The 20108-nt window shown below is 73.1% G+C and carries 19 protein-coding genes; 14 read left to right on the top strand and 5 right to left on the bottom strand.

Annotated features, from left to right (window positions below):
* The first annotated feature begins 129 nt into the window (after positions 1-129).
* The 8 genes from AB0424_RS10325 (at position 130) to AB0424_RS10290 (ending at position 8777) form a co-directional block, all read left to right on the top strand.
* Positions 130-1086, top strand: coding sequence for a WYL domain-containing protein (locus AB0424_RS10325; protein WP_366303806.1), 957 nt, complete (start codon positions 130-132; stop codon positions 1084-1086).
* Positions 1087-1102: 16 nt separating this feature from the next.
* Positions 1103-2068 carry a WYL domain-containing protein gene (locus AB0424_RS10320; RefSeq protein ID WP_366303805.1) on the top strand — a complete coding sequence of 322 codons (966 nt, stop codon included), beginning with the start codon at positions 1103-1105 and terminating at the stop codon, positions 2066-2068.
* Positions 2069-2283: 215 nt separating this feature from the next.
* Positions 2284-2538: a hypothetical protein gene (locus AB0424_RS10315; RefSeq protein ID WP_366303803.1), complete on the top strand. Its 255-nt coding sequence runs from the start codon at positions 2284-2286 to the stop codon at positions 2536-2538.
* Between the two features lie 13 nt (positions 2539-2551).
* Complete coding sequence (locus tag AB0424_RS10310; protein WP_366303801.1) at positions 2552-2749, top strand: hypothetical protein; 198 nt, start codon at positions 2552-2554, stop codon at positions 2747-2749.
* A 185-nt stretch (positions 2750-2934) separates the two neighbouring features.
* A complete protein-coding gene (gene tatA, locus AB0424_RS10305; RefSeq protein WP_366303800.1) occupies positions 2935-3222 on the top strand; it encodes a Sec-independent protein translocase subunit TatA in 288 nt (95 codons plus the stop codon).
* A 104-nt stretch (positions 3223-3326) separates the two neighbouring features.
* Positions 3327-4229, top strand: coding sequence for a twin-arginine translocase subunit TatC (tatC, locus tag AB0424_RS10300; RefSeq protein WP_366304148.1), 903 nt, complete (start codon positions 3327-3329; stop codon positions 4227-4229).
* A gap of 138 nt (positions 4230-4367) precedes the next feature.
* Entirely contained in the window at positions 4368-7193 is a 2826-nt protein-coding gene (locus AB0424_RS10295) for a DEAD/DEAH box helicase (RefSeq protein WP_366303798.1), read from the top strand.
* 186 nt (positions 7194-7379) lie between these two features.
* A complete protein-coding gene (locus AB0424_RS10290) occupies positions 7380-8777 on the top strand; it encodes a cytochrome P450 (RefSeq protein WP_366303796.1) in 1398 nt (465 codons plus the stop codon).
* 82 nt (positions 8778-8859) lie between these two features.
* Here the strand turns inward: AB0424_RS10290 and AB0424_RS10285 are convergent, their stop codons facing one another.
* Positions 8860-9330, bottom strand: a complete 471-nt coding sequence (locus AB0424_RS10285) for an ABA4-like family protein (RefSeq protein WP_366303794.1) — start codon at positions 9328-9330, stop codon at positions 8860-8862.
* The gene (locus AB0424_RS10280) at positions 9327-10298 is read right to left on the bottom strand and encodes a hypothetical protein (RefSeq protein ID WP_366303792.1); all 972 of its coding nucleotides are present in this window, start codon (positions 10296-10298) and stop codon (positions 9327-9329) included. Before AB0424_RS10280 ends, AB0424_RS10285 begins: the two co-directional genes overlap by 4 nt.
* Before the next feature lie 118 nt (positions 10299-10416).
* On the opposite strand from AB0424_RS10280, the gene AB0424_RS10275 reads away from it, so the two are divergent.
* Positions 10417-11049, top strand: a complete 633-nt coding sequence (locus tag AB0424_RS10275) for a MerR family transcriptional regulator (RefSeq protein WP_366303790.1) — start codon at positions 10417-10419, stop codon at positions 11047-11049.
* A gap of 182 nt (positions 11050-11231) precedes the next feature.
* Here AB0424_RS10275 and AB0424_RS10270 read toward each other — a convergent pair whose 3' ends face one another.
* Both AB0424_RS10270 and AB0424_RS10265 read right to left on the bottom strand, forming a co-directional pair.
* Positions 11232-12068: a siderophore-interacting protein gene (locus tag AB0424_RS10270; RefSeq protein ID WP_366303788.1), complete on the bottom strand. Its 837-nt coding sequence runs from the start codon at positions 12066-12068 to the stop codon at positions 11232-11234.
* 156 nt (positions 12069-12224) lie between these two features.
* Positions 12225-13157: a 5'-3' exonuclease gene (locus AB0424_RS10265; RefSeq protein WP_366303786.1), complete on the bottom strand. Its 933-nt coding sequence runs from the start codon at positions 13155-13157 to the stop codon at positions 12225-12227.
* A 283-nt stretch (positions 13158-13440) separates the two neighbouring features.
* On the opposite strand from AB0424_RS10265, the gene AB0424_RS10260 reads away from it, so the two are divergent.
* From AB0424_RS10260 to AB0424_RS10245, 4 genes are all read left to right on the top strand, one after another.
* Positions 13441-14601: a glycine betaine/L-proline ABC transporter ATP-binding protein gene (locus tag AB0424_RS10260; protein WP_366303784.1), complete on the top strand. Its 1161-nt coding sequence runs from the start codon at positions 13441-13443 to the stop codon at positions 14599-14601.
* A complete protein-coding gene (locus AB0424_RS10255; protein ID WP_366303783.1) occupies positions 14594-16384 on the top strand; it encodes an ABC transporter permease/substrate binding protein in 1791 nt (596 codons plus the stop codon). The genes AB0424_RS10260 and AB0424_RS10255 overlap by 8 nt, the downstream gene beginning before the upstream one ends.
* A gap of 186 nt (positions 16385-16570) precedes the next feature.
* Positions 16571-17128: an XRE family transcriptional regulator gene (locus tag AB0424_RS10250; protein WP_366303781.1), complete on the top strand. Its 558-nt coding sequence runs from the start codon at positions 16571-16573 to the stop codon at positions 17126-17128.
* A complete protein-coding gene (locus AB0424_RS10245; protein ID WP_366303779.1) occupies positions 17125-17871 on the top strand; it encodes a helical backbone metal receptor in 747 nt (248 codons plus the stop codon). The genes AB0424_RS10250 and AB0424_RS10245 overlap by 4 nt, the downstream gene beginning before the upstream one ends.
* Here AB0424_RS10245 and AB0424_RS10240 read toward each other — a convergent pair.
* A complete protein-coding gene (locus AB0424_RS10240; RefSeq protein ID WP_366303778.1) occupies positions 17798-18979 on the bottom strand; it encodes a TDT family transporter in 1182 nt (393 codons plus the stop codon). The genes AB0424_RS10245 and AB0424_RS10240 overlap by 74 nt on opposite strands.
* A gap of 70 nt (positions 18980-19049) precedes the next feature.
* Between AB0424_RS10240 and AB0424_RS10235 the strand changes: the two genes are divergently transcribed.
* Positions 19050-20084, top strand: coding sequence for a LysR family transcriptional regulator (locus AB0424_RS10235; RefSeq protein ID WP_366303776.1), 1035 nt, complete (start codon positions 19050-19052; stop codon positions 20082-20084).
* The last annotated feature ends 24 nt before the right edge of the window (positions 20085-20108 follow it).

Genomic DNA, 20108 nt, shown 5'->3' with positions numbered 1-20108 from the left:
CCCGACCGTTTCCGGTCGCGCCGAGGCCCCCGTCCACCGTGGCGGGGGCCTCGGCTTTGGCCGCGACACCCCGGGGCGGTACGGTCGGACGTCCGAGAAGTGGATCCGCGGAAGAGGTGCAGGGCGTCGATGGCGATTGCCAAGTCCGAGCGGCTGATGAATCTCGCGCTGTGCCTGCTCGGGACGCGCCGTCCGCTGAGCAAGCGTGAACTCCGCGGCTCCATCGAGGCGTATCTCGAAGCCGCGGGCGACGACGCCTTCAACCGGATGTTCGAGCGTGACAAGGACGACCTGCGCGAGCTGGGCCTCGTCATCGAGACCGTCGAGAACCTGGAGGGCGAGACGGGCTACCTCGCCCGCCGCGACTCCAACACGCTGCCGCCGATCACCCTCGACGTCGAGGAGGCCGCCGCGCTCGGCCTGGCCGCCAAGGTCTGGCAGCAGGCCCGCCTCGCCGGCGCCGCCAGCGGCGCCCTCCAGAAGCTCCGCGCCGCCGGCATGCCGGAGGCGGAGGACTCGTACGACACCCAGCCCAGCGCCCTCGAACCGCGCATCCCGGTCCACGAGGCCGCCTTCGAGCCGCTCATGCTGGCCTGCCGCGACCGGCGCCCCGTCGTCTTCGACTACCGCAAGGCCAACGCCGCCCGCCCCGAGACCCGCCAGGTCGAGCCCTGGACCCTCGAGTGCTGGCGCGGCCACTGGTACCTCGCCGGCTGGGACCGCGACCGCGGCGCCGAGCGCGTCTTCCGCCTCTCCCGGATCACCGGCAAGGTCCGCTCCCGGGCCGGCGCCTTCACCGCGCCCGTGCCCGACGTCGTCACCGTCCGTGAGACCGTCGAGACCTGGGCCGGCGAGACCGCCACCCGTTCCGCCCGGATCCGGCTGCGCGCCGGCTGCGGCTACCCGCTGCGGGCCCGCGCCCTGTCCGTCCGCGAGGGCGCCGACGGCTGGGACGAGCTGGAGATCCCGTACGGCCACGGGCTCGACGCCTGGCTGGTCGAGTTCGGACCGGACGTCGTCGTCCAGGAGCCCGCCGATCTGCGGGCCGACGTGGTGGACCGGCTGCGCGCCGTGGCCAAGGGCTGAGGGGGAGACGAACCGCATGGCTGCCAACGCGATCGACCAGACGAGGCGGATGCTCTCCCTCGTCACCTACCTCCGCGAGCGTCCCGGCGCCCACGTCGCCGACGTGGCCCGCGCCTTCGGGATCACCGAGGACGAGCTGATCTCCGACCTGGACGTGCTGCCCATGTGCGGCACCAGCTTCCGCGGCGGCGACCTCCTCGACATCGACACCGACGGCGACCGCATCTGGTGGCGCAACCCCAGCGCGCTCAGCGCGGACGCCGCCGCGCCGCTGCGCCTCGCCGCCGACGAGGCGACCGCCCTCCTCGTCGCCGCCCGTGCCGTCGCCACCCTGCCGGGACTGCGCGAGAGCGACCGGGACGCCCTGCTCCGGGCCACCGCGAAGCTGGAGGCCGCGGCCGGCGAGGCCGCCGGGGCGAGCTCCCGGCTCTCGGTCACCTTCGAGTCCGAGGGGGGCGTCTTCGCCGAGGTCGACCGGGCCATCTCCGAACGCCGCAGGCTCTGGGTGCGCTACTACTCGCCAGCCCGCGACGAGCTCACCGAGCGCGAGGTCGAGCCCATCCGGCTCTTCGCCGTCGGCCACACGTACATGGAGGCGTGGTGCCGGCTCTCCGAGGCGCGCCGTACCTTCCGCCTCGACCGGGTCGTCGAGATCCGCATCCTCGACGAGCACGCCGCGCCGCCCGAGCTGGAGCTGCGCGACCTCTCCGAGGGGCTGGTGCAGCCGTCCGCCGACGACCCCGAGGTCGTGGTCGAGGTCGGCCCCGGGGGCCGCTGGGTCGCCGAGTACTACCCGCACGACCGGGCCGACGAGCTGCCCGACGGGGGACTGCGGATCACCCTGCGGACCCCCGACCCCGCCTCACTGCGCCGGCTCGCGCTCCGGCTGGGCAGCGACGGACGGATCGTCGCCCCCGCAGAGCTCGCCGACAGCGCCAGGACGGCCGCCGCCGCCGCGCTCGCGGCGTACGAGGGCGACTGAGGTCCGCGCGCGAGCGGTGACCGGCGCCGGTGCGGGACGTTCCGCGCTCCGGCGACGCCGTCACCGACCGGGGACATGACGGATCCGGCCGCGGCGGAGAGGGTGCCGCCGGACGGCGGGCCGAGGGGTGCGGTGGCACGCGAGGGCCGCGTGCGAGAGTCGAGGGACACGGACCGCCGGGCGGCCGTGGGCGGAAGTCGGGCGAGTTGAGGGAGATGTCGGTGACGCACGGTCTGACGGCGACGATGGCCCCGGTCCTCTTCAAGGCGGCCTGCCCCGACTGCCGCTCCCGGTTCGAGCTCTCCGCGAGCGCCCTGCGGCTCGCCATCGGCGCCAGCCGCCGCACCACCTTCTACTCCTTCACCTGCCCCGAGTGCGGGAACTCCGTCCGCAAGCCCGCCGGCGAGCGCATCGTCGAGCTCCTCACGGGTGGCGGGGTGCGCACCCTGCGCCTCCACACGACCGTCTGAGTAGGCTCGGCACATGTTCTGGCCCATGCTCGCCATCGCCCTCGGTTTTCTCGGTGTCGCCGTCCTCGGCGTCCTCGGCATCAAGGTCTTCCTCGAAGTCCAGCGCCTCGGCCGTCAAGTGGCACACACCACAGAACGGATCAATCGGGCGGCCGAAGAGCTCGAGACCGCCGCCACCGGTCTGGCCCGCACGGGCGAGACATTGCGCTGAATCGGTGCCGTACCCTGCACGAAGACGCCCTTGAGGGGGCTCGTTCGACGAAATCGGGAGTATGCAAGGGCATTGCCCTGCGTTTACTCCTGCGGGTTACGATCGCAGGCAGCGCGGTGGCCGGACACACGTCCGACCCGCCGGGCACGCACTCCATGTCTCCTCGGTGAAGAAGGTAAACAGCTATGGGTAGGCTCGGCCCCACCGAGATCATTCTGATCCTCGTCGTGATCATCCTTCTGTTCGGCGCCAAGAAGCTCCCGGACATGGCCCGCTCCCTGGGCAAGTCGGCCCGCATCCTCAAGAGCGAGGCCAAGGCGATGAAGTCGGACGACCAGCAGAGCGCGCCCGCCGACCCGCCGCAGGCCGGAACCACCGACCCGCAGCCCGCGCCGCGCACCATCCAGGCCGCCCCCGGCGACGTGACCAGCGCGCGTCCCGTGTCCGAGCCCTCGGACACCACCAAGCGCTGACCCGGTCCGCCGCAGCCGCCGCACCGGGCGGCGGCTGCCGCACGAGATGAGGACGTGGGTTGCCCAAGTCTGCCCGCAAGCAGGAGAAGGATCCCGAGGGCCGGATGCCCCTCGTGGAACACCTGCGTGAACTCCGCAACCGACTGGCGAAGGGTCTCCTCGCCATCGCCGCGGTGACGATCGTGGCCCTCGCGTACAGCGAGGAGCTGATGCAGTTCCTGACGAAGTCGGTGCCCACCTGCGCCAAGGGCGTCACCAGCGACGGCGGCAACTGCGCGATCGTCTCCTTCAACACGCTGATGGCTCCCTTCAGCACGACGATCCAGCTGTCCCTGACGGCGGGCCTCGTCGTCGCGAGCCCGGTCTGGCTCTACCAGCTGTGGGCGTTCGTCGCGCCCGGGCTGCACAAGAACGAGAAGAAGTACACGTACGCCTTCGTGGGCGCGGCCGTGCCGCTCTTCGCCGCGGGCGCCTACCTCGCGTACCTCATCCTCCCCGTCAGCGTGAAGGTCCTGATCAGCCTCACGCCGAGCGGCTCCGCGAACATCCTGTCGCTGAACGACGTCCTCGACTTCACCCTGCGCATGGTGCTCGTCTTCGGCCTCGCCTTCGAGCTCCCCCTCGTCCTGGTGATGCTGAACCTCACCGGTGTCCTCACCGGCCGCCGGATGGCGGGCTGGTGGCGCGGCGTGATCATGGGCGTCTTCGTCTTCGGCGCCGTGATCACCCCGACCACCGACCCGGTCGGCATGATCGCCCTCGCCGGGCCGATCACGATCCTGTACTTCGGGGCCGTCGGCTTCTCGCTCCTCAACGACCGGCGACGCCGGCGTGCGAACCCCGACGCGGAACTCGACGACGACGAGGCGTCCTCGCTGGACCTCACCCCCGAGAGGGTCGGCGCCGTCGAACCCGTCCCCGCCGCCCGCGCCCTGCCCGAGCAGGCCACCGGCGAACCGGGCGGGACAGCGGCCCAGCGGCTCAACGGCTACGACGACATCACCTGATCACGAGCTCGGACGATCCCCCCGGACGGTGTCCGGGGGGATCTCGCATGGCCCGGCGCCACCCCCGCGGTGCCCGGAACCATTGCCCCGATAAAGATCGCGTCACTGTCACAGGTGGCGGGTAGGCTCGATGACAAGATGACAGAGGACCTCACACCAGCCCAGCGCTATGCCGCCGCCCTCGCGCGCAACGCAGAGCAGGCCACCGCGCTGGCGCCCTTCCGCGAGATGTACGAGTTCGGTCTGGACCCCTTCCAGATCGAAGCGTGCCGGGCCCTCGAAGCGGGCAAGGGCGTACTCGTCGCCGCGCCCACGGGCTCCGGCAAGACCATCGTCGGCGAGTTCGCCGTCCACCTCGCCCTGGACCAGGGCCGCAAGTGCTTCTACACGACCCCCATCAAGGCGCTGTCGAACCAGAAGTACGCCGACCTCGTCAAGCGGTACGGCGCCGACAAGGTCGGCCTCCTCACCGGTGACAACAGCGTCAACGGCGACGCCCCGATCGTCGTGATGACCACCGAGGTCCTCCGCAACATGCTGTACGCCGGGTCCCAGGCCCTCTCCGGCCTCGGCTACGTCGTCATGGACGAGGTCCACTACCTCTCCGACCGCTTCCGCGGCGCGGTCTGGGAGGAAGTGATCATCCACCTCCCCGAGTCCGTCACCCTCGTGTCGCTCTCCGCGACCGTGTCCAACGCCGAGGAGTTCGGCGACTGGCTCGACACCGTCCGCGGCGACACCGAGGTCATCGTCTCCGAGAGCCGTCCCGTACCGCTCTGGCAGCACGTCCTCGCCGGGCGACGGATGTACGACCTCTTCGAGGAGGAGACCGACCACGGCGGCCGCGGCTCCGCCCGGCGCGAGGTCAACCCCGACCTCATCCGCCTCGCGCGCACCGAGAACTCCTCCTACAACCCGCGCGACCGGCGCCGCGGCAAGATGGTCCGCGAGGCCGACCGCGAGCGCGAGCGCCGCCAGCGCTCCCGCATCTGGACCCCCGGCCGCCCCGAGGTCATCGAGCGCCTCGACGCCGAAGGGCTCCTGCCCGCGATCACCTTCATCTTCAGCCGCGCCGGCTGCGAGGCCGCCGTGCAGCAGTGCCTCTACGCCGGGCTGCGCCTCAACAACGACGAGGGACGGCTCCGCGTCCGCGAGATCGTCGAGCAGCGCACCGCCGCCATCCCCGCGGAGGACCTTCACGTCCTGGGCTACTACGAGTGGCTCGAAGCGCTGGAGCGGGGCATCGCCGCCCACCACGCCGGCATGCTCCCGACCTTCAAGGAGGTCGTCGAGGAGCTCTTCGTCCGCGGCCTCGTCAAGGCCGTCTTCGCGACCGAGACCCTCGCCCTCGGCATCAACATGCCCGCGCGGTCCGTCGTCCTGGAGAAGCTCGTCAAGTGGAACGGCGAGCAGCACGCCGACATCACCCCCGGCGAGTACACCCAGCTCACCGGCCGCGCCGGCCGCCGCGGCATCGACGTGGAGGGCCACGCCGTCGTCCTGTGGCAGCGCGGCCTCGACCCCGGCCACCTCGCCGGCCTCGCCGGCACCCGCACCTACCCGCTGCGCTCCAGCTTCCGGCCCTCGTACAACATGGCGGTCAACCTCGTCGACCAGTTCGGCCGGCACCGCTCCCGCGAGCTGCTCGAGACGTCCTTCGCCCAGTTCCAGGCGGACCGCTCCGTCGTCGGCATCTCCCGCCAGGTCCAGCGGAACGAGGAAGGACTCGAGGGCTACCGCGAGGGCATGACCTGCCACCTCGGCGACTTCGAGGAGTACGCGCGGCTCCGCCGCGACCTCAAGGACCGCGAGACGGAACTGGCCCGGCAGGGCGCGGCCCAGCGCCGCGCGCAGGCGGCCGGCTCCCTGGAGAAGCTCAAGCCCGGCGACATCATCCACGTGCCGACCGGGAAGTTCGCCGGCCTGGCGCTGGTCCTCGACCCGGGCATCCCGGCGGGCCGCACCAACGGTCACCGCGGCTTCGAGCACCACGACGGCCCCCGTCCGCTCGTCCTCACCGCCGAGCGGCAGGTCAAGAGGCTCGCCTCGATGGACTTCCCGGTGCCGGTCGAGGCACTGGAGCGGATGAGGATCCCCAAGACCTTCAACCCCCGCTCCCCGCAGTCCCGCCGCGACCTCGCCTCCGCCCTGCGGAGCAAGGCCGGGCACATCAACCCCGACCGGCACCGCAAGCAGCGCGCCGCCGCGGCCGACGACCGCGAGATCGCCCGGCTGCGCACCGAGATCCGCGCCCATCCCTGCCACGGCTGCGACGAGCGCGAGGACCACGCCCGCTGGGCCGAGCGCTACCACCGCCTCCAGCGCGACACCCAGCAGCTGGAGCGGCGCATCGAGGGCCGGACCAACACGATCGCCCGCACCTTCGACCGGATCGTCGCGCTCCTCACCGAGCTCGACTACCTGCGCGGGGACGACGTCACGGACAACGGAAAGCGGCTCGCGCGGCTCTACGGCGAGCTCGACCTGCTCGCCAGCGAGTGCCTCCGCGACCGCGTCTGGGAGGGTCTCACCCCGCCCGAACTCGCTGCCTGCGTCTCCGCTTTGGTCTTCGAGTCACGGCAGGCGGACGACGCCGTCGCGCCCAAGCTGCCCACCGGCAACGCCAAGGCGGCGCTCGGCGAGATGGTCCGCATCTGGGGCCGACTGGACGCCCTCGAAGAGGAGTTCAAGATCAACCAGGCCGAGGGGGTCGGCCAGCGCGAGCCCGACCTCGGCTTCGCCTGGGCCGTCTACCAGTGGGCCTCGGACAAGAGCCTCGACGAGGTCCTGCGCGAGGCCGAGATGCCGGCCGGCGACTTCGTCCGCTGGTGCAAGCAGGTCATCGACGTCCTCGGGCAGATCGCCGCGGCCGCTCCCAAGGAGGACAGCACGGTCGCGAAGAACGCCCGCAAGGCCGTGGACTCGCTGCTCCGCGGTGTCGTCGCCTACAGCTCCGTCGGCTGACCGCGCTCCCTCCGCACGACCCGGTGCCCATGGCGATCACGCCATGGGCACCGGCCGTTTCCGGCCGCTTCCCCCGGTGCGCGCGTCGTTGTCCACAGGCCGTCGTCCACAGGGGTGGCGCACCGGCGGACCCTTCCGCTTGCATGGACTCGTACAGGGGAAAGGCCAGTTGGGGAGGGGACGTACATGACCACGGAAGCCGGTCCGGACACCGGGACGCGCGACGACGACACGGGACGGCCGGCGTCGGTCTTCGCCGACGGGCCGCGGGGGGTGCCCCTCCTCGGCAACCTGCCCGCCTTCGGCAAGGACCCGCTCGCCTTCTTCGAACAGCTCAGGGAGCGCGGCGACTTCGTCCGGTGGCGCTTCGGTCGCGGGCGCGCGCTCTTCATCGCCCACCCCGACTCCATCGGCGAACTCCTCACCGAGGTCGAGCACACCTTCGACCAGCCCGACCTCGGCATCGCCTTCCGCACCCTCCTCGGCAACGGCGTGGTCGTCGCCAAGGGTGCCGACTGGCGCCGCAAGCGCTCCCTCGTCCAGCCCTCGGTCCGCCCCAAGCAGGTCCGCTCCTATGCCGCGACGATGGCCGAGTGCGCGGTGGCCCTCGCCGACCGGTGGAGCGACGGGCAGCACATCGACATCAAGAAGGAGATGGCGGCCCTGACCCAACTCGTGGCCGTCCGCACCATCTTCGGGGTCGACACCGCCGCCGACGCCGAGTCCATCGGCCGGGCCATGGACATCGCGCAGAAGGAGATCGGCGCGGAGTTCAGCGGGATCGGGGCCGTCCTCCCCGACTGGGTCCCGACCCCCGGCCGCGCGCGCATCAAGCGCGCCACCGCCGTCATCGACGCCGAGGTGTCCCGGGTCGTCTCACGCCACCGCGACGGCGACACCGAGCGCCCCGACCTCCTCAGCCGCCTCCTCGCCGCCCGGGACGAGACCGGAGCCAGCCTCTCCGACCGGGAGATCCGCGACGAGACCGTGACGCTCTACATCGGCGGCCACGAGACCACCAGCTCCACCCTCGTCTGGGCGTGGTACCTGCTCTCCCGCAATCCGCGGGTCCGCGACGCCCTCACCGAGGAGCTCGACCGGGTCCTCGCCGACCACGAGCCGGGCTACGACGACTACGCCTCCCTGACGTACACCCAGGCCGTCATCAAGGAGACCCTGCGGCTCTACCCCACGATCTGGCTCATCACCGGTCTCGCGAAGGAGGGCGCCACCCTGGGCGGCACCCCCGTGCCGGTCGGCACCCGCGTCTGGTCCAGCCAGTGGGCCACCCACCGCGATCCCCGCTGGTACGGCGACGCCGACGCCTTCCGCCCCGAGCGCTGGCTGACCACCGAGGACGGCGAGCCCGCCGAGGAGATACCCGAGTACGCGTGGTTCCCCTTCGGCGGCGGTCCCCGGGTCTGCCTCGGCACCCGCTTCGCCCTCGTGGAGGCCGTCCTCGTCCTCGCCGTCCTCGCCCGCCGCTACCACCTCGACCTCACCACGGACGAGATCCTCCCGGTCCCCAGCCTCACCCTGCAGCCGGACCGGGACGTCCACGCCACGATCCACGCCCGCCGCTGACATCCGGTCACCCCCCCCCCGCCGTCCGGCGGAGGGCCGGGCGAGGGGCCCGCTCGTGGGCGGGTCCTCGCCCGGAAGTCCGTCAGCGCGCCCGGGCGGGCGTCCGCGCCGCCTCGCCGGTCGGCCGCCGGTCGGCCTTCGCCGTCCACACGGCCCGCACCACGAGGAACAGGGGCAGGCCGACGGGGGAGAGGAGGATCGTCACCAGGAGCAGCGGGGCCATCAGGAGCGGCGGGACCGAGAGGCGCCGGGCCTCGCGGTACATCCACTGGCCCAGGAGCAGGTCCCAGGCGATGACCTGGGCCCAGACCGCCCCGGCGCCGTTCGCGAGGGCGGTGAGCTCCCGGAAGGTGTCGAGGTCCGGGCCGGAGACCGCCGTCCACAGTTCCGGCAGGACGGGGGCGGCCAGCACCGCCCACACGGTCAGGAGGGGCAGGACGGTCAGCGGCGAGGCCGCCAGCCGTTCGGTCCCCCGCCATCCCGGCGCGAGGATCATCAGGAGCCAGACGGGCGCCGCCAGCAGGAACGTCAGCTCGAAGAGGAAGCCGGTCACACCGAGACCTCCTCTGCGGGCGAGGAGGCGGGGGAGGGGGCCGGGCGGCGGAGGGAGAGTCCCGCGGCCGCGGCGGTGAGCAGGGCGATCCCGCCCGCGACCGCGAGGGTCGTGCCGTCCGGGGAGAAGAGGGCCTGGCCGCGCAGGGCCTGCCAGGTCAGGAGGACGAAGACGGCGGTGTAGGCGGCGGAGGCGGTCAACGTCAGCCGCAGGCGCACGTGTTCGTCGGCGAGGCGGCCGAAGCGGCCGGCGAGGGCGGCGAGGACGAGCAGCAGCAGCGGGAGCAGCTGGAGCGCGTGCATGCCGAAGAAGTGCGCCACGCGCAGGTCGCCGCCGGTGGTCGCCCAGCCGGTCAGCGGCATCGAGGGGCCGCCGTCCGGGACCCCGACGCTGTGCGCGCCGATGACGGGGGGTTCGTCGACCGCCAGCTGCTCGGGGGTCGGACGGACCATCAGGAAGCCGACGGCGGCGCCCGCCAGGGCGATCAGGGAGGAGAGTCGGACGGCCCAGGCGGTGGCGCGGTCGAGGATCCGGGCGCGCAGGAGGAGCACCGCGATGGTCAGGGCGCCCAGCCAGAGCACGACGACGGTGCCGCCCATGATCTGGAAGACGGCGTTGTCGAAGGGCGTGGCCTGGTTGAAGTGGCTCTGGGTGCCCCGGACCACCTGGAGGGTGATGAGGACCATCTCGCCGAGGCCGGTGACGCCGACCACGGTCCCGGCCCACCAGCCGATCCGGTGGGCCCGGGGGAGCGGCGCGAGCAGCGAGAGCATCCAGGCGAGCGAGAGCGCGTAGGCGATGAAGGAGAGCGAGAACTTCAGCGGCTTCGTCCAGATCGGCACGCCGACGAGGATCCGGTCGTCGACGACCAGGCCGACGGCGGAGACGAGAGCCAGCAGGACCATCGAGGCGGCGAACCAGACCAGGGGCCGGTGGAGGCGGGCGAGCGGGTGCGGTAACGACGACATGCGTATCCCCCGTGCACAATTATGGATAGTGGCACTCGCCACTATCTGATAGCGCCACTATCTATGATGGGGACGTCGGTCGGCAAGACCGTTGAAAGACCGGAAAGGTGAACACGCGGTGCGCATCGGAGAGTTGAGTCGCAGGACCGGGGTGTCCGTGCCGACGATCAAGTTCTACGTACGGGAAGGGCTGCTGCCGGCCGGGGAGCTCACGAGCCCCAACCAGGCTTCGTACGGAGAGACGCACGTGCGGCGCCTCCGCCTGATCCGGGCGCTCCTCGATGTGGGCGGACTCTCCGTCGCGGGCATCCGGGACGTGATCGAGGCCGTGGACGACCGGGAGCGGCCGGTCCACAAGGTCCTCGGCACCGCGGCCATCCGACTGGTGCCGCGCTACGAGCGCGAACCGGGCGCCGGGATCGAGAAGGCGCGCGAGAGGGTCGCCGAACTGGTCGCCGCGCGCGGCTGGCGGGTGCACTCCGGCGGTGGGGCCGCGGAAGCGCTGGCGACCGCCCTGGCCACGCTCGAGGAGATCGGCCACGGCTCGTTCGCCGAGTACCTGGAGGTCTACGCCGACGCGGCCGAGAACGTCGCCCGCGCCGACCTGGAGTACGTGGCGCACCACGTGGCGCGCGAGGAGCTCGTCGAGAGCACCGTCGTCGGCACGGTCCTCGGTGACGCCGTCTTCTCGGCGCTGCGGCGGCTGGCCCACGTGGACGCCTCGGACCGCGCCTTCGGCGAGAAGAAGTAGCAGCCGCCCCGGGCCGGCCGGAGACCGGCGGGTGGAGGCCGGGCAGGCGGGTGGAGACCGGGGCGGGTGGGGGCCGCGTGGGTGGGGGCCGTGCCGGTGGAGGGGCGGCCGCGCGGAGCGGGCCGGGCATGCGTGAGGGGGTGGGTGCCCCGGGCGCCCACCCCCTCACGCCGGTCGGCGCGTCAGTTCTCCTGTTCGCGCTCCACCTGCTCGTTCCACTCGCGCTTGATCGCGCGCCACGCCTCGTCCGACTTGCCCAGGCGCCAGTAGCCCGAGATCGACAGGCGCTCGCGGCCCACCCCGCGGTCCAGTCGGAGGTGGCGGCGCAGTTCCTTCACGAAGCCGGCCTCGCCGTGGACGAAGGCGTGCACGTCACCGGCCGGGAAGTCCAGCGAGCGGACGGCCTCGACCAGCGCCTCGCCCGCCGGGCGGTCGCCCCGGTGCAGCCAGGTCACCTCCACGCCGTCCGCGGTGGCGAACTTCTGCTCCTCGGCGGCGTCCGACACCTCGACGAACGCGTGCACGCGCGCACCGGCGGGCAGCCGCTCGAGTGCCACGGCGATCGCCGGCAGCGCGCTCTCGTCGCCGACGAGCAGGTGCCAGTCCGCGGCCGGGTCGGGCGTGTAGCCCCCGCCCGGGCCGAGGAAGCGGACCGTCTCGCCGGCCTGCGCGCGCGCCGCCCACGGGCCCGCCAGGCCCTCGTCGCCGTGGACGACGAAGTCGACGGTCAGCTCCCGCTGCACGGCGTCCCATGCCCGCACGGTGTACGTCCGGGTCGTCGGCCACTGCTCCCGGGGGAACTCCGCCCGGATCCGCTCCATGTCGAACGGCTCCGGGTAGGCGACGCCCTCCGGGGCGAACAGCAGCTTCACGTAGTGGTCGGTGTACTCGTCGGCCTCGAACGCGTCGAGCCCCGGCCCTCCCAGGACCACGCGCACCATGTGCGGCGTGATGCGCTCGGTGCGCACCACGCGCGCCTCGGTGGCCTTCGGTGCCTTGCGGGCCGGCTGCTCTGCCACGACGGGCTCTCCTGACTCTACGAACTTAGGTATGCCTAAGCTAGCATCTCGCGGCGCGTGCGCCCCAGACTCCCGGACCTCGGATCCCCCGAGACGGTCCCGGAACCGGCGAATCCCGCGGGACCGGCAGGTCCCCGGGACCGCGGCCCCGTTTCCTCAGCGCTCCAGGACCGGCAGCAGCCTGCCCACGGCCCCGCCCAGTCCCCAGCGCTTCACCAGGGCGTCGAGCGCCGCCGGGTCGCGGGGCGCGGACGGCAGCGCCGGGTCGAACTCCGGCAGCGACACGTCACCGGCGACCCGCACCACCGTCGGGGCGACGTCCAGGTACGCGGCCGCCTCCACGATCCCGCGCCGCTTGGCCGGCGTCAGCTTCGACGTCCGGTCCTCGGCGGCCGCCCGGACGCCGGCGAGGTCGCCGTACTCCGTGATCAGCTGCGCGGCCGTCTTCTCGCCGATGCCCTTCACACCGGGCAGCCCGTCGCTCGCGTCCCCGCGCAGGGCCGCGAAGTCGGCGTACTGGTCGGGGCGCACCCCGTACTTCGTGCGGATGAAGTCGGCGTCGACCAGATCGCAGTCGCCGACGCCCTTGCGGGGGTACAGGACCCGCACCCCGCGTGCGTCGTCCACCAGCTGGAACAGGTCCCGGTCGCCGGTGACGATGTCGACCGGACCGGCGGCCCGCCCCGCCAGCGTCCCGATGACGTCGTCCGCCTCGTAGCCGGCGGCCCCGACACGCGCCACGCCGAGCGCCGCGAGGACCTCCTCGATCACCGGCACCTGCGGGGACAGCGTGTCGGGGATCTCCTCCTCGTCGGGGCCGGTCTCCGTCTCGGCCGCCACCCGGTGCGCCTTGTAGGACGGGATCAGGTCGACCCGCCACTGCGGGCGCCAGTCCTCGTCCCAGCAGGCCACCAGCTCGTCGGGCCGGTGGTCCTGGACGAGCCGGGTGATGAAGTCGAGCAGCCCGCGGACGGCGTTGACCGGGGTGCCGTCCGGCGCGCGCACCGAGTCCGGCACGCCGAAGTAGGCGCGGAAGTACAGGCTGGCGGTGTCGAGGAGCATCAAACGTCGGGTCACCCGCCCGATCATGCCGCACACCACCGACAGACCCGGGCGACCGACAGGCATCCGCCGTCCGGCGGTCTCGTGGCGGCCTCACGGCGGCCTCGCGGCGGCCCCGGAGTGACCCGTGTCACCTTTGCGTTTGCACCGGGTGGGCCCGGGCAGGCGGCAGCCCGGAGCGGATCCCGGTACGGGGATTTCGAGAGTGGAATCGCCGTACGCGACGGGCCGCAGGCAGATCCTGCCCGCTCCACGGCCCGGCCGCGCGGGGGTGGCAGGGCCGTTCTTCATTGCTACCCGTGAGGTGTATGTGTCCAGGCTCCAGGCCGACCACCTGTTCAAGGTGTTCGGCAGACGACCCGACGAAGCCGTCCGCAGGCTCGCCGCAGGTGCCGACCGCGAGGAACTGCGGTCCGAGGGGACGACGGCCGCGGTCGTCGACGCCGGCTTCACCGTCGAGCCCGGCCAGATCTTCGTCGTGATGGGTCTGTCCGGATCGGGGAAGTCGACCCTCCTGCGCATGCTCAACGGTCTGCTCGAACCCACCGCGGGACGGGTCCTCTTCGACGGCCGCGACCTCACGGCGCTCTCCCCCCGCGAGCTGCGCGACGTCCGTTCCAGCAAGATCAGCATGGTCTTCCAGCACTTCGCGCTGTTCCCGCACCGAAACGTCCTGGAGAACGCCGCCTACGGCCTGGAGGTGCAGGGCGTGCCCCGCGCCGAGCGCGAGAAGCGCGCCGCCGAGGCGCTCGAACTGTGCGGTCTCGCCGGCTGGGAGACGTCCTGGCCCGACGAGCTGTCCGGCGGCATGCAGCAGCGCGTCGGCCTGGCCCGCGCGCTCGCCACCGACGCCGACCTGCTCCTCATGGACGAGTCCTTCAGCGCGCTCGACCCGCTGATCCGGCGCGACATGCAGGACCAGCTGCTCGTCCTCCAGCAGCGACTGAAGAAGACCATCGTCTTCATCACCCACGACCTCAACGAGGCGATGCGCCTCGGCGACCGGATCGCCGTCATGCGCAACGGCCGGATCGTGCAGCTCGGCACCGCGGAGGACATCCTCGTCCGCCCCGCCGACGACTACGTCGCCTCCTTCATCCAGGACGTCGACCGCTCCCGGGTGCTCACCGCCTCCGCCGTCATGACCGAGGGCGCCGCCGCGGCCGACTGCCCCGCCGACTGCGCCTGCCGGGCGGTCGGACCGGACACGCTCGTCGCGGACCTGTGCGCCGTCGCCGCGCTGGCCCCGCACCCCGTGACCGTCGAGGACGCCGACGGCACCGTCCTCGGTGTCGTCCCCGCGGAGCGTCTGCTGGCCGTCATGGGCGGCGCGACCGACGCCGGCACCGCGAGCGCCGGCCCCGTCCCGGGCGCCGGCCGCCCGACGGGCGACGCCCGGCGCCGCACCCCGGGCGGTGCGTCCGCCGAGCCGGCCCGCGAGGACGTCCGGGAGGTGACCGCCGGTGCCTAGGCTTCCCCTCGGCCAGTGGGTCGACAGCTCCGTCGACTGGCTCCAGGCCCAGTTCTCCTGGCTGTTCGACGCCGTCAGCACCGGCGTCACCGGCCTCTACGACGGCATCGACGCCGTCCTGTCCGCACCCCAGCCGCTGCTCTTCGCGGGCATCCTCGCCGTCGTGGCCTGGTGGCTGCGGGGGCTCGCCGCCGGCGTCCTGGCGTTCGCGGGGTTCGTCCTCGTCGACTCCGTCCAGCTGTGGGACGAGGCCATGGCGACGCTGTCGCTCGTGCTCGTGGCCACCCTGGTGACCCTGGTGATCGCGGTGCCGCTCGGCATCTGGGCGGCCCGGTCGAAGAGCGTCAGCGCCGTCCTGCGGCCCGTCCTCGACTTCATGCAGACCATGCCGGCGATGGTCTACCTCATCCCCGGCATCATCTTCTTCGGCGTCGGTGTCGTCCCCGGCATCATCGCCACCATCGTCTTCGCGCTGCCCCCGGGCGTCCGGATGACCGAACTCGGCATCCGCCAGGTCGACGGCGAACTCGTCGAGGCCGCGGAGGCGTTCGGCACCACGCCGCGGAACACGCTGCTGCGCGTGCAGCTGCCGCTCGCCCTGCCGACGATCATGGCCGGCGTCAACCAGGTCATCATGCTCGGCCTGTCGATGGTGGTCATCGCCGGCATGGTCGGCGGCGGCGGCCTCGGCGGCGCCGTCTACCGGGCGATCGGCAACGTCGACATCGGTCTCGGTTTCGAGGCCGGCGTCTCCATCGTCGTGCTCGCCATGTACCTCGACCGGATGACCGGCGCGCTCGGCCGCCAGGTCTCCCCGCTGGGCCGTCGGGCCGCCGCCAAGGCGCGCGCGGCGAGCACCGGGAGCGTGGGCGCGAAGCTCTGGGCCCACCGTCCGCAGCCCGTCACCGCCCTCGTCGGCGTCGTGGTCCTCGCCCTCGTCGCGGGCGGATCCGGCTTCCTCGGAGGCTCCGGCACGGCCTCCGCGGGCGGGAACGGCAAGAAGGTCAGCATCGGCTTCATCCCCTGGGACGAGGGCATCGCCTCCACGTACCTCTGGAAGGAGCTCCTGGAGCGGCGCGGCTACGAGGTCGACACCAAGCAGCTGGAGGCGGGCGCCCTCTACACCGGCCTCGCCGGCGGCCAGCTCGACTTCCAGACCGACGCCTGGCTGCCGGTCACGCACGAGCAGTACTGGGCGAAGTACCGGAACAAGCTGGAGGACCTCGGCTCCTGGTACGGCCCGACCTCCCTGGAGCTGGCCGTCCCCTCGTACGTCAAGGGCGTGGACTCGCTCGCCGACCTCAAGGGGAAGGCCGGACAGTTCAAGGGCCGGATCGTCGGCATCGAGCCCAGCGCGGGGATGATGGGCATCCTCAAGGACAAGGTCGTGAAGGACTACGGCCTGGAGGGCGAGTACGAGGTCGTGGACGGCTCCACGCCCGGCATGCTCGCCGAGCTGAAGCGCGCGTACGACCGCAAGGAACCGGTCGTCGTCACCCTCTGGTCGCCGCACTGGGCCTACTCCGCCCACGACCTGAGGAAGCTCGCCGACCCGAAGGGCAGCTGGGGCAAGGGCGACGGCGTCCACACCCTCGCCCGCAAGGGGTTCGCCGCCGAGAACCCCGAGATCGGTGCCTGGCTGAAGGGCTTCAAGCTGACCGAGAAGCAGCTCACGGACCTCGAAGCCGTCATCCAGCAGACCGGCAAGGGCAAGGAGCAGGAGGCGGTCCGCACCTGGCTGGACCGCAACCCGGGCCTCGCGGACAAGCTCACTCCGCGGTAGTCGCCCGAACCCGTCCTCCGGGACGGCATGTGACTCCTGTCCGAAAAGGGGTGGTCGCCGAGCGTGCTCGGCGACCACCCCTTTTCCGCACGACGAGAAACACCGCCCCAAAGCTGCGTAAGGTTCAGGTAACCGACCGGTACACCGGCCGGAGGGACCGCGGCGGACACGAGGGAGGGAGTCGACATGGACGAGAAGGAATCACCCCGTGTGGGCGCGGCCGTCAAGAGGCGTCGCAGAGCGCTCCAGCTCACCCTGGCCGTGGTCGCCTCCCGCAGCGGGCTGTCCGTGCCCTTCCTCAGCCAGGTGGAGAACGACCGGGCCCGCCCCAGCCGCCGCTCCCTCGAACTGGTCGCCAAGGCCCTGGAGACGACGGCCGGCGAACTCCTGGCCGCCGCCGAGGCATCCCGCACCGTCGACGTCGTACGGTCCGACGAGAGCTCCCCGGACCCCGCGCTGCCCGCCGGTGTCCGACGGCTCGTCCGGGGCCGCCACCAGCTGCACGCCCTGGAGTTCACCGGCGAGCAGGACGCGGGACGCGAGTTCCAGCACCGCAACGACGAGCTGCTCTACGTGGCCGACGGCGCCGCCGAGGTCGAGGCCGAGGGCCGGGCGTACCGGCTCGACCGCGGCGACACCCTCTACCTCTCCGGCGGCGTGCGGCACCGCTGGCGCGCCACCGAGCCCGGCACCCGCCTGCTCGTCGTCGCCGTCGCCGACCACGTCGAGGCCGAGGAGGTGTGAGGGCCGGACCGAGGGTCGTCTCCCTCGTGCCGTCCCTGACCGAGGCCGTCGCCGTCACCCTGCCCGGGGTCCTCGTCGGCGCGACGGACTGGTGCAGCCGGCCCGCGGACCTCGACGTCGCACGGATCGGCGGTACCAAGAACCCCGACGTCGCCGCGGTCACCGCGCTCCGCCCCGACGTCGTCCTCGCCAACGAGGAGGAGAACCGGGCCCCCGACCTCGCCGCCCTGCGGGCCGCCGGGACCGAGGTCCTCGTCACCGAGGTCCGCACCCTCGACCAGGGCCTGCGCGAGCTGTCCCGGGTCCTCGCCGCCTGCGGCGCGCCCGCGCGGCCCCGCTGGCTCGACGAGGCCGAGGCCGCCTGGGAGGCGGTGACGCCGGTGGGGGAAGCGGCGGACGGCGGACCGCTCGCCGCGGTGGTGCCGATCTGGCGCCGCCCCTGGATGGTCCTCGGCCGGGACACCTTCGCCGGCGACCTGCTCGCCCGCCTCGGCGTCCGGAACGTGTACGCCGACCACCCCGAGCGCTATCCGCGCCTGCCGCTCGACGAGCTGCGGGCCGCCGCCCCCGATCTCGTCGTCCTGCCGGACGAGCCCTACCGCTTCACCGCCGACGACGGCCCCGAGGCGTTCCCCGGGACCGCCGCCGCGCTCGTCGACGGACGGATGCTCACGTGGTACGGGCCGTCCCTGGCCGAGGCCCCGCGGGCACTGGCCCGGGCCCTGCGAGCAGCGCGCCGCTGAGCAGACCCCGCACGGTGTGGAACCCGGCCACCAGCCAGGCCGCGACGAGGAGCACGTACAGGCCGATCGCGAGCCACCGGAAGGCCGCGAGGCCGGTGTGCCCGGCCAGACCCTCCGCGCCGGTGACGCAGGTGCCGACGGGGAAGGTGAACGCCCAGAAGGTCATCGCGAAGCCCATGCCCTGCCGCCGTGCCCGCAGCACCATCGCCCCGGCCAGCGCCAGCCACAGCAGGGCGAAGCCCATGACGGGGACGCCGTAGAGGACGGCGAAGGCGGCGAAGCCGTGCGCGTAGGGAGCGGGCAGCACACCCGCGGCCGCGTCGGCGAACTTGTTCGCCGCGGTCGTCGACTGCCCCAGCGGGCCGAGGACGAGGAACAGGGTGGGGGTGAGCGCGAGGGGGAGGGGACCTCCGGTGACCAGCCGGCCGAAGACGAGCGGCAGCATCACCAGGGTGGCCAGCAGGCTCACGCCGAACATCGCGTAGCAGGCGATCAGCAGGGTCTGCTGGGCCTGGCCCGCGGGCAGGTGGGGCACGAGCAGCGGGCCGAGGGCCGCCGAGACCATCGGCGCCACCACCGGGAGCAGCCACACCGGCGAGGCGCTCTCGATGCGGTGGTGCACCACCATCAGGTACGGGACGGCCACCGCCGCCGCCAGGCCGACCGCCGTTCCGGCGGTGAACAGGACCGTGTCCAGGGCCACGGCCGCGGGCAGCCCGATCCAGTCCCGCCCCACGATCATCGCCCCGCCGCCGACCGCGAGGAGCGCCATCGAGACGCAGCCGTAGAAGGGCGCCACGGCGGGGTCGAGCAGATGCGCGCGGGCCTGGTCGCGGTGGTGGACCCAGTGCAGCGCGCGGGCGGCCACCAGGACGGAGAGCATCACCAGGGACAGCGCCCAGACCGCCGTGCACAGCGTCCGCAGGCCGGGGACGTCCACGGGGAGCGTGGCGCCCGCCGTCGCGACGATGGAGGTGCCCATCACGGAGGCGTACCAGTTGGGTCCGAGGTGACGGACGGAGGGGGCCGGCGGGGCCGGCCGCACGCCGGGGGTGGTGGCGCGGAGGGCCGGACGGGGGGCCGAGCGGGGTGTTGCGAGGCTTGCCATGGCTCCACCGTCTCCCCTGGCTTCGGCCCCCACCAGGGATCATGCGGCTATGACGTCATAAGCTGGCCTTATGAGCAGGGAGACGAGCGGGCCGCACGGTGCCGACGGCAGGCGGGAGGCGCGAGCGGAGGCGGGCACGTCCGACGGCCACGGGACGCGGGGGCAGCCGGGGGAGCACGGCGGCGAGCCGCGGCCCCACCTCTCCCACCGGGTCCCGGACCTCGGCGCGCTCGAACTGCTCCTCGCCGTCGCCCGCCACGGCAGCCTCGGCGCGGCGGCCCGCGAGGTCGGGATCACCCAGCCCGCCGCGAGCAGCCGGATCCGTTCCATGGAGCGGCAGCTCGGGGTGGCCCTCGTCGACCGCTCGCCGCGCGGCTCCCGGCTCACCGACGCGGGCGCGCTCGTCACCGACTGGGCCCGGCGGATCGTGGAGGCGGCGGAGGCGTTCGACGTGGGCGCCCAGGCGCTCCGCGGACGCCGGGACTCGCGGCTGCGGGTGGCCGCGTCCATGACGATCGCCGAGTACCTGCTGCCCGGCTGGCTCATCGCCCTGCGCGCCCAGCGGCCGGACACCGCCGTGTCGCTCCAGGCGGGGAACTCGGCGGCGGTCGCGGAGCGCCTCTTCGCGGGCGACGCGGACGTCGGCTTCGTGGAGGGGCTCGCCGTGCCGGACGGCCTGGACGGGGTGGTCGTCGCCCACGACCGGCTCGTCCTCGTGGTCGCCCCCGCGCACCCGTGGGCCCGCCGCCGAAACCCGCTGGACCCGGCGGAGCTGGCCGCGACCCCCCTCGTCCTGCGCGAACGCGGTTCCGGGACCCGTCAGGTCCTCGACGCCGCCCTCTCCGGCCACGGGGGTCTCGCCCAGCCCCTGCTCGAACTCGCCTCCACCACCGCGGTGAAGGCCGCCGCCGTCAGCGCGGCCGGGCCCGCCGTCCTCAGCGAACTGGCCATCACCGAGGAGCTCGCCTCCCGTCGCCTGGTCGCCGTCCCGGTCGCCGGAGTCCTGCTCCGCCGTGACCTCCGGGCCGTCTGGCCCACCGGTCACCGCCCCACGGGCCCCGCCCGGGACCTCCTGTCCCTGACGCGGGCGGGGCCGACGGGGTAGCCGGGGGCCGGGTGCCGCCCCCGC

This window comes from Streptomyces sp. NPDC051180 (assembly GCF_040689545.1).
GTDB lineage: Bacteria > Actinomycetota > Actinomycetes > Streptomycetales > Streptomycetaceae > Streptomyces.
Note: the sequence above shows the minus strand (reverse complement) of the source record. Positions and strands in the feature narration are given on the sequence as shown.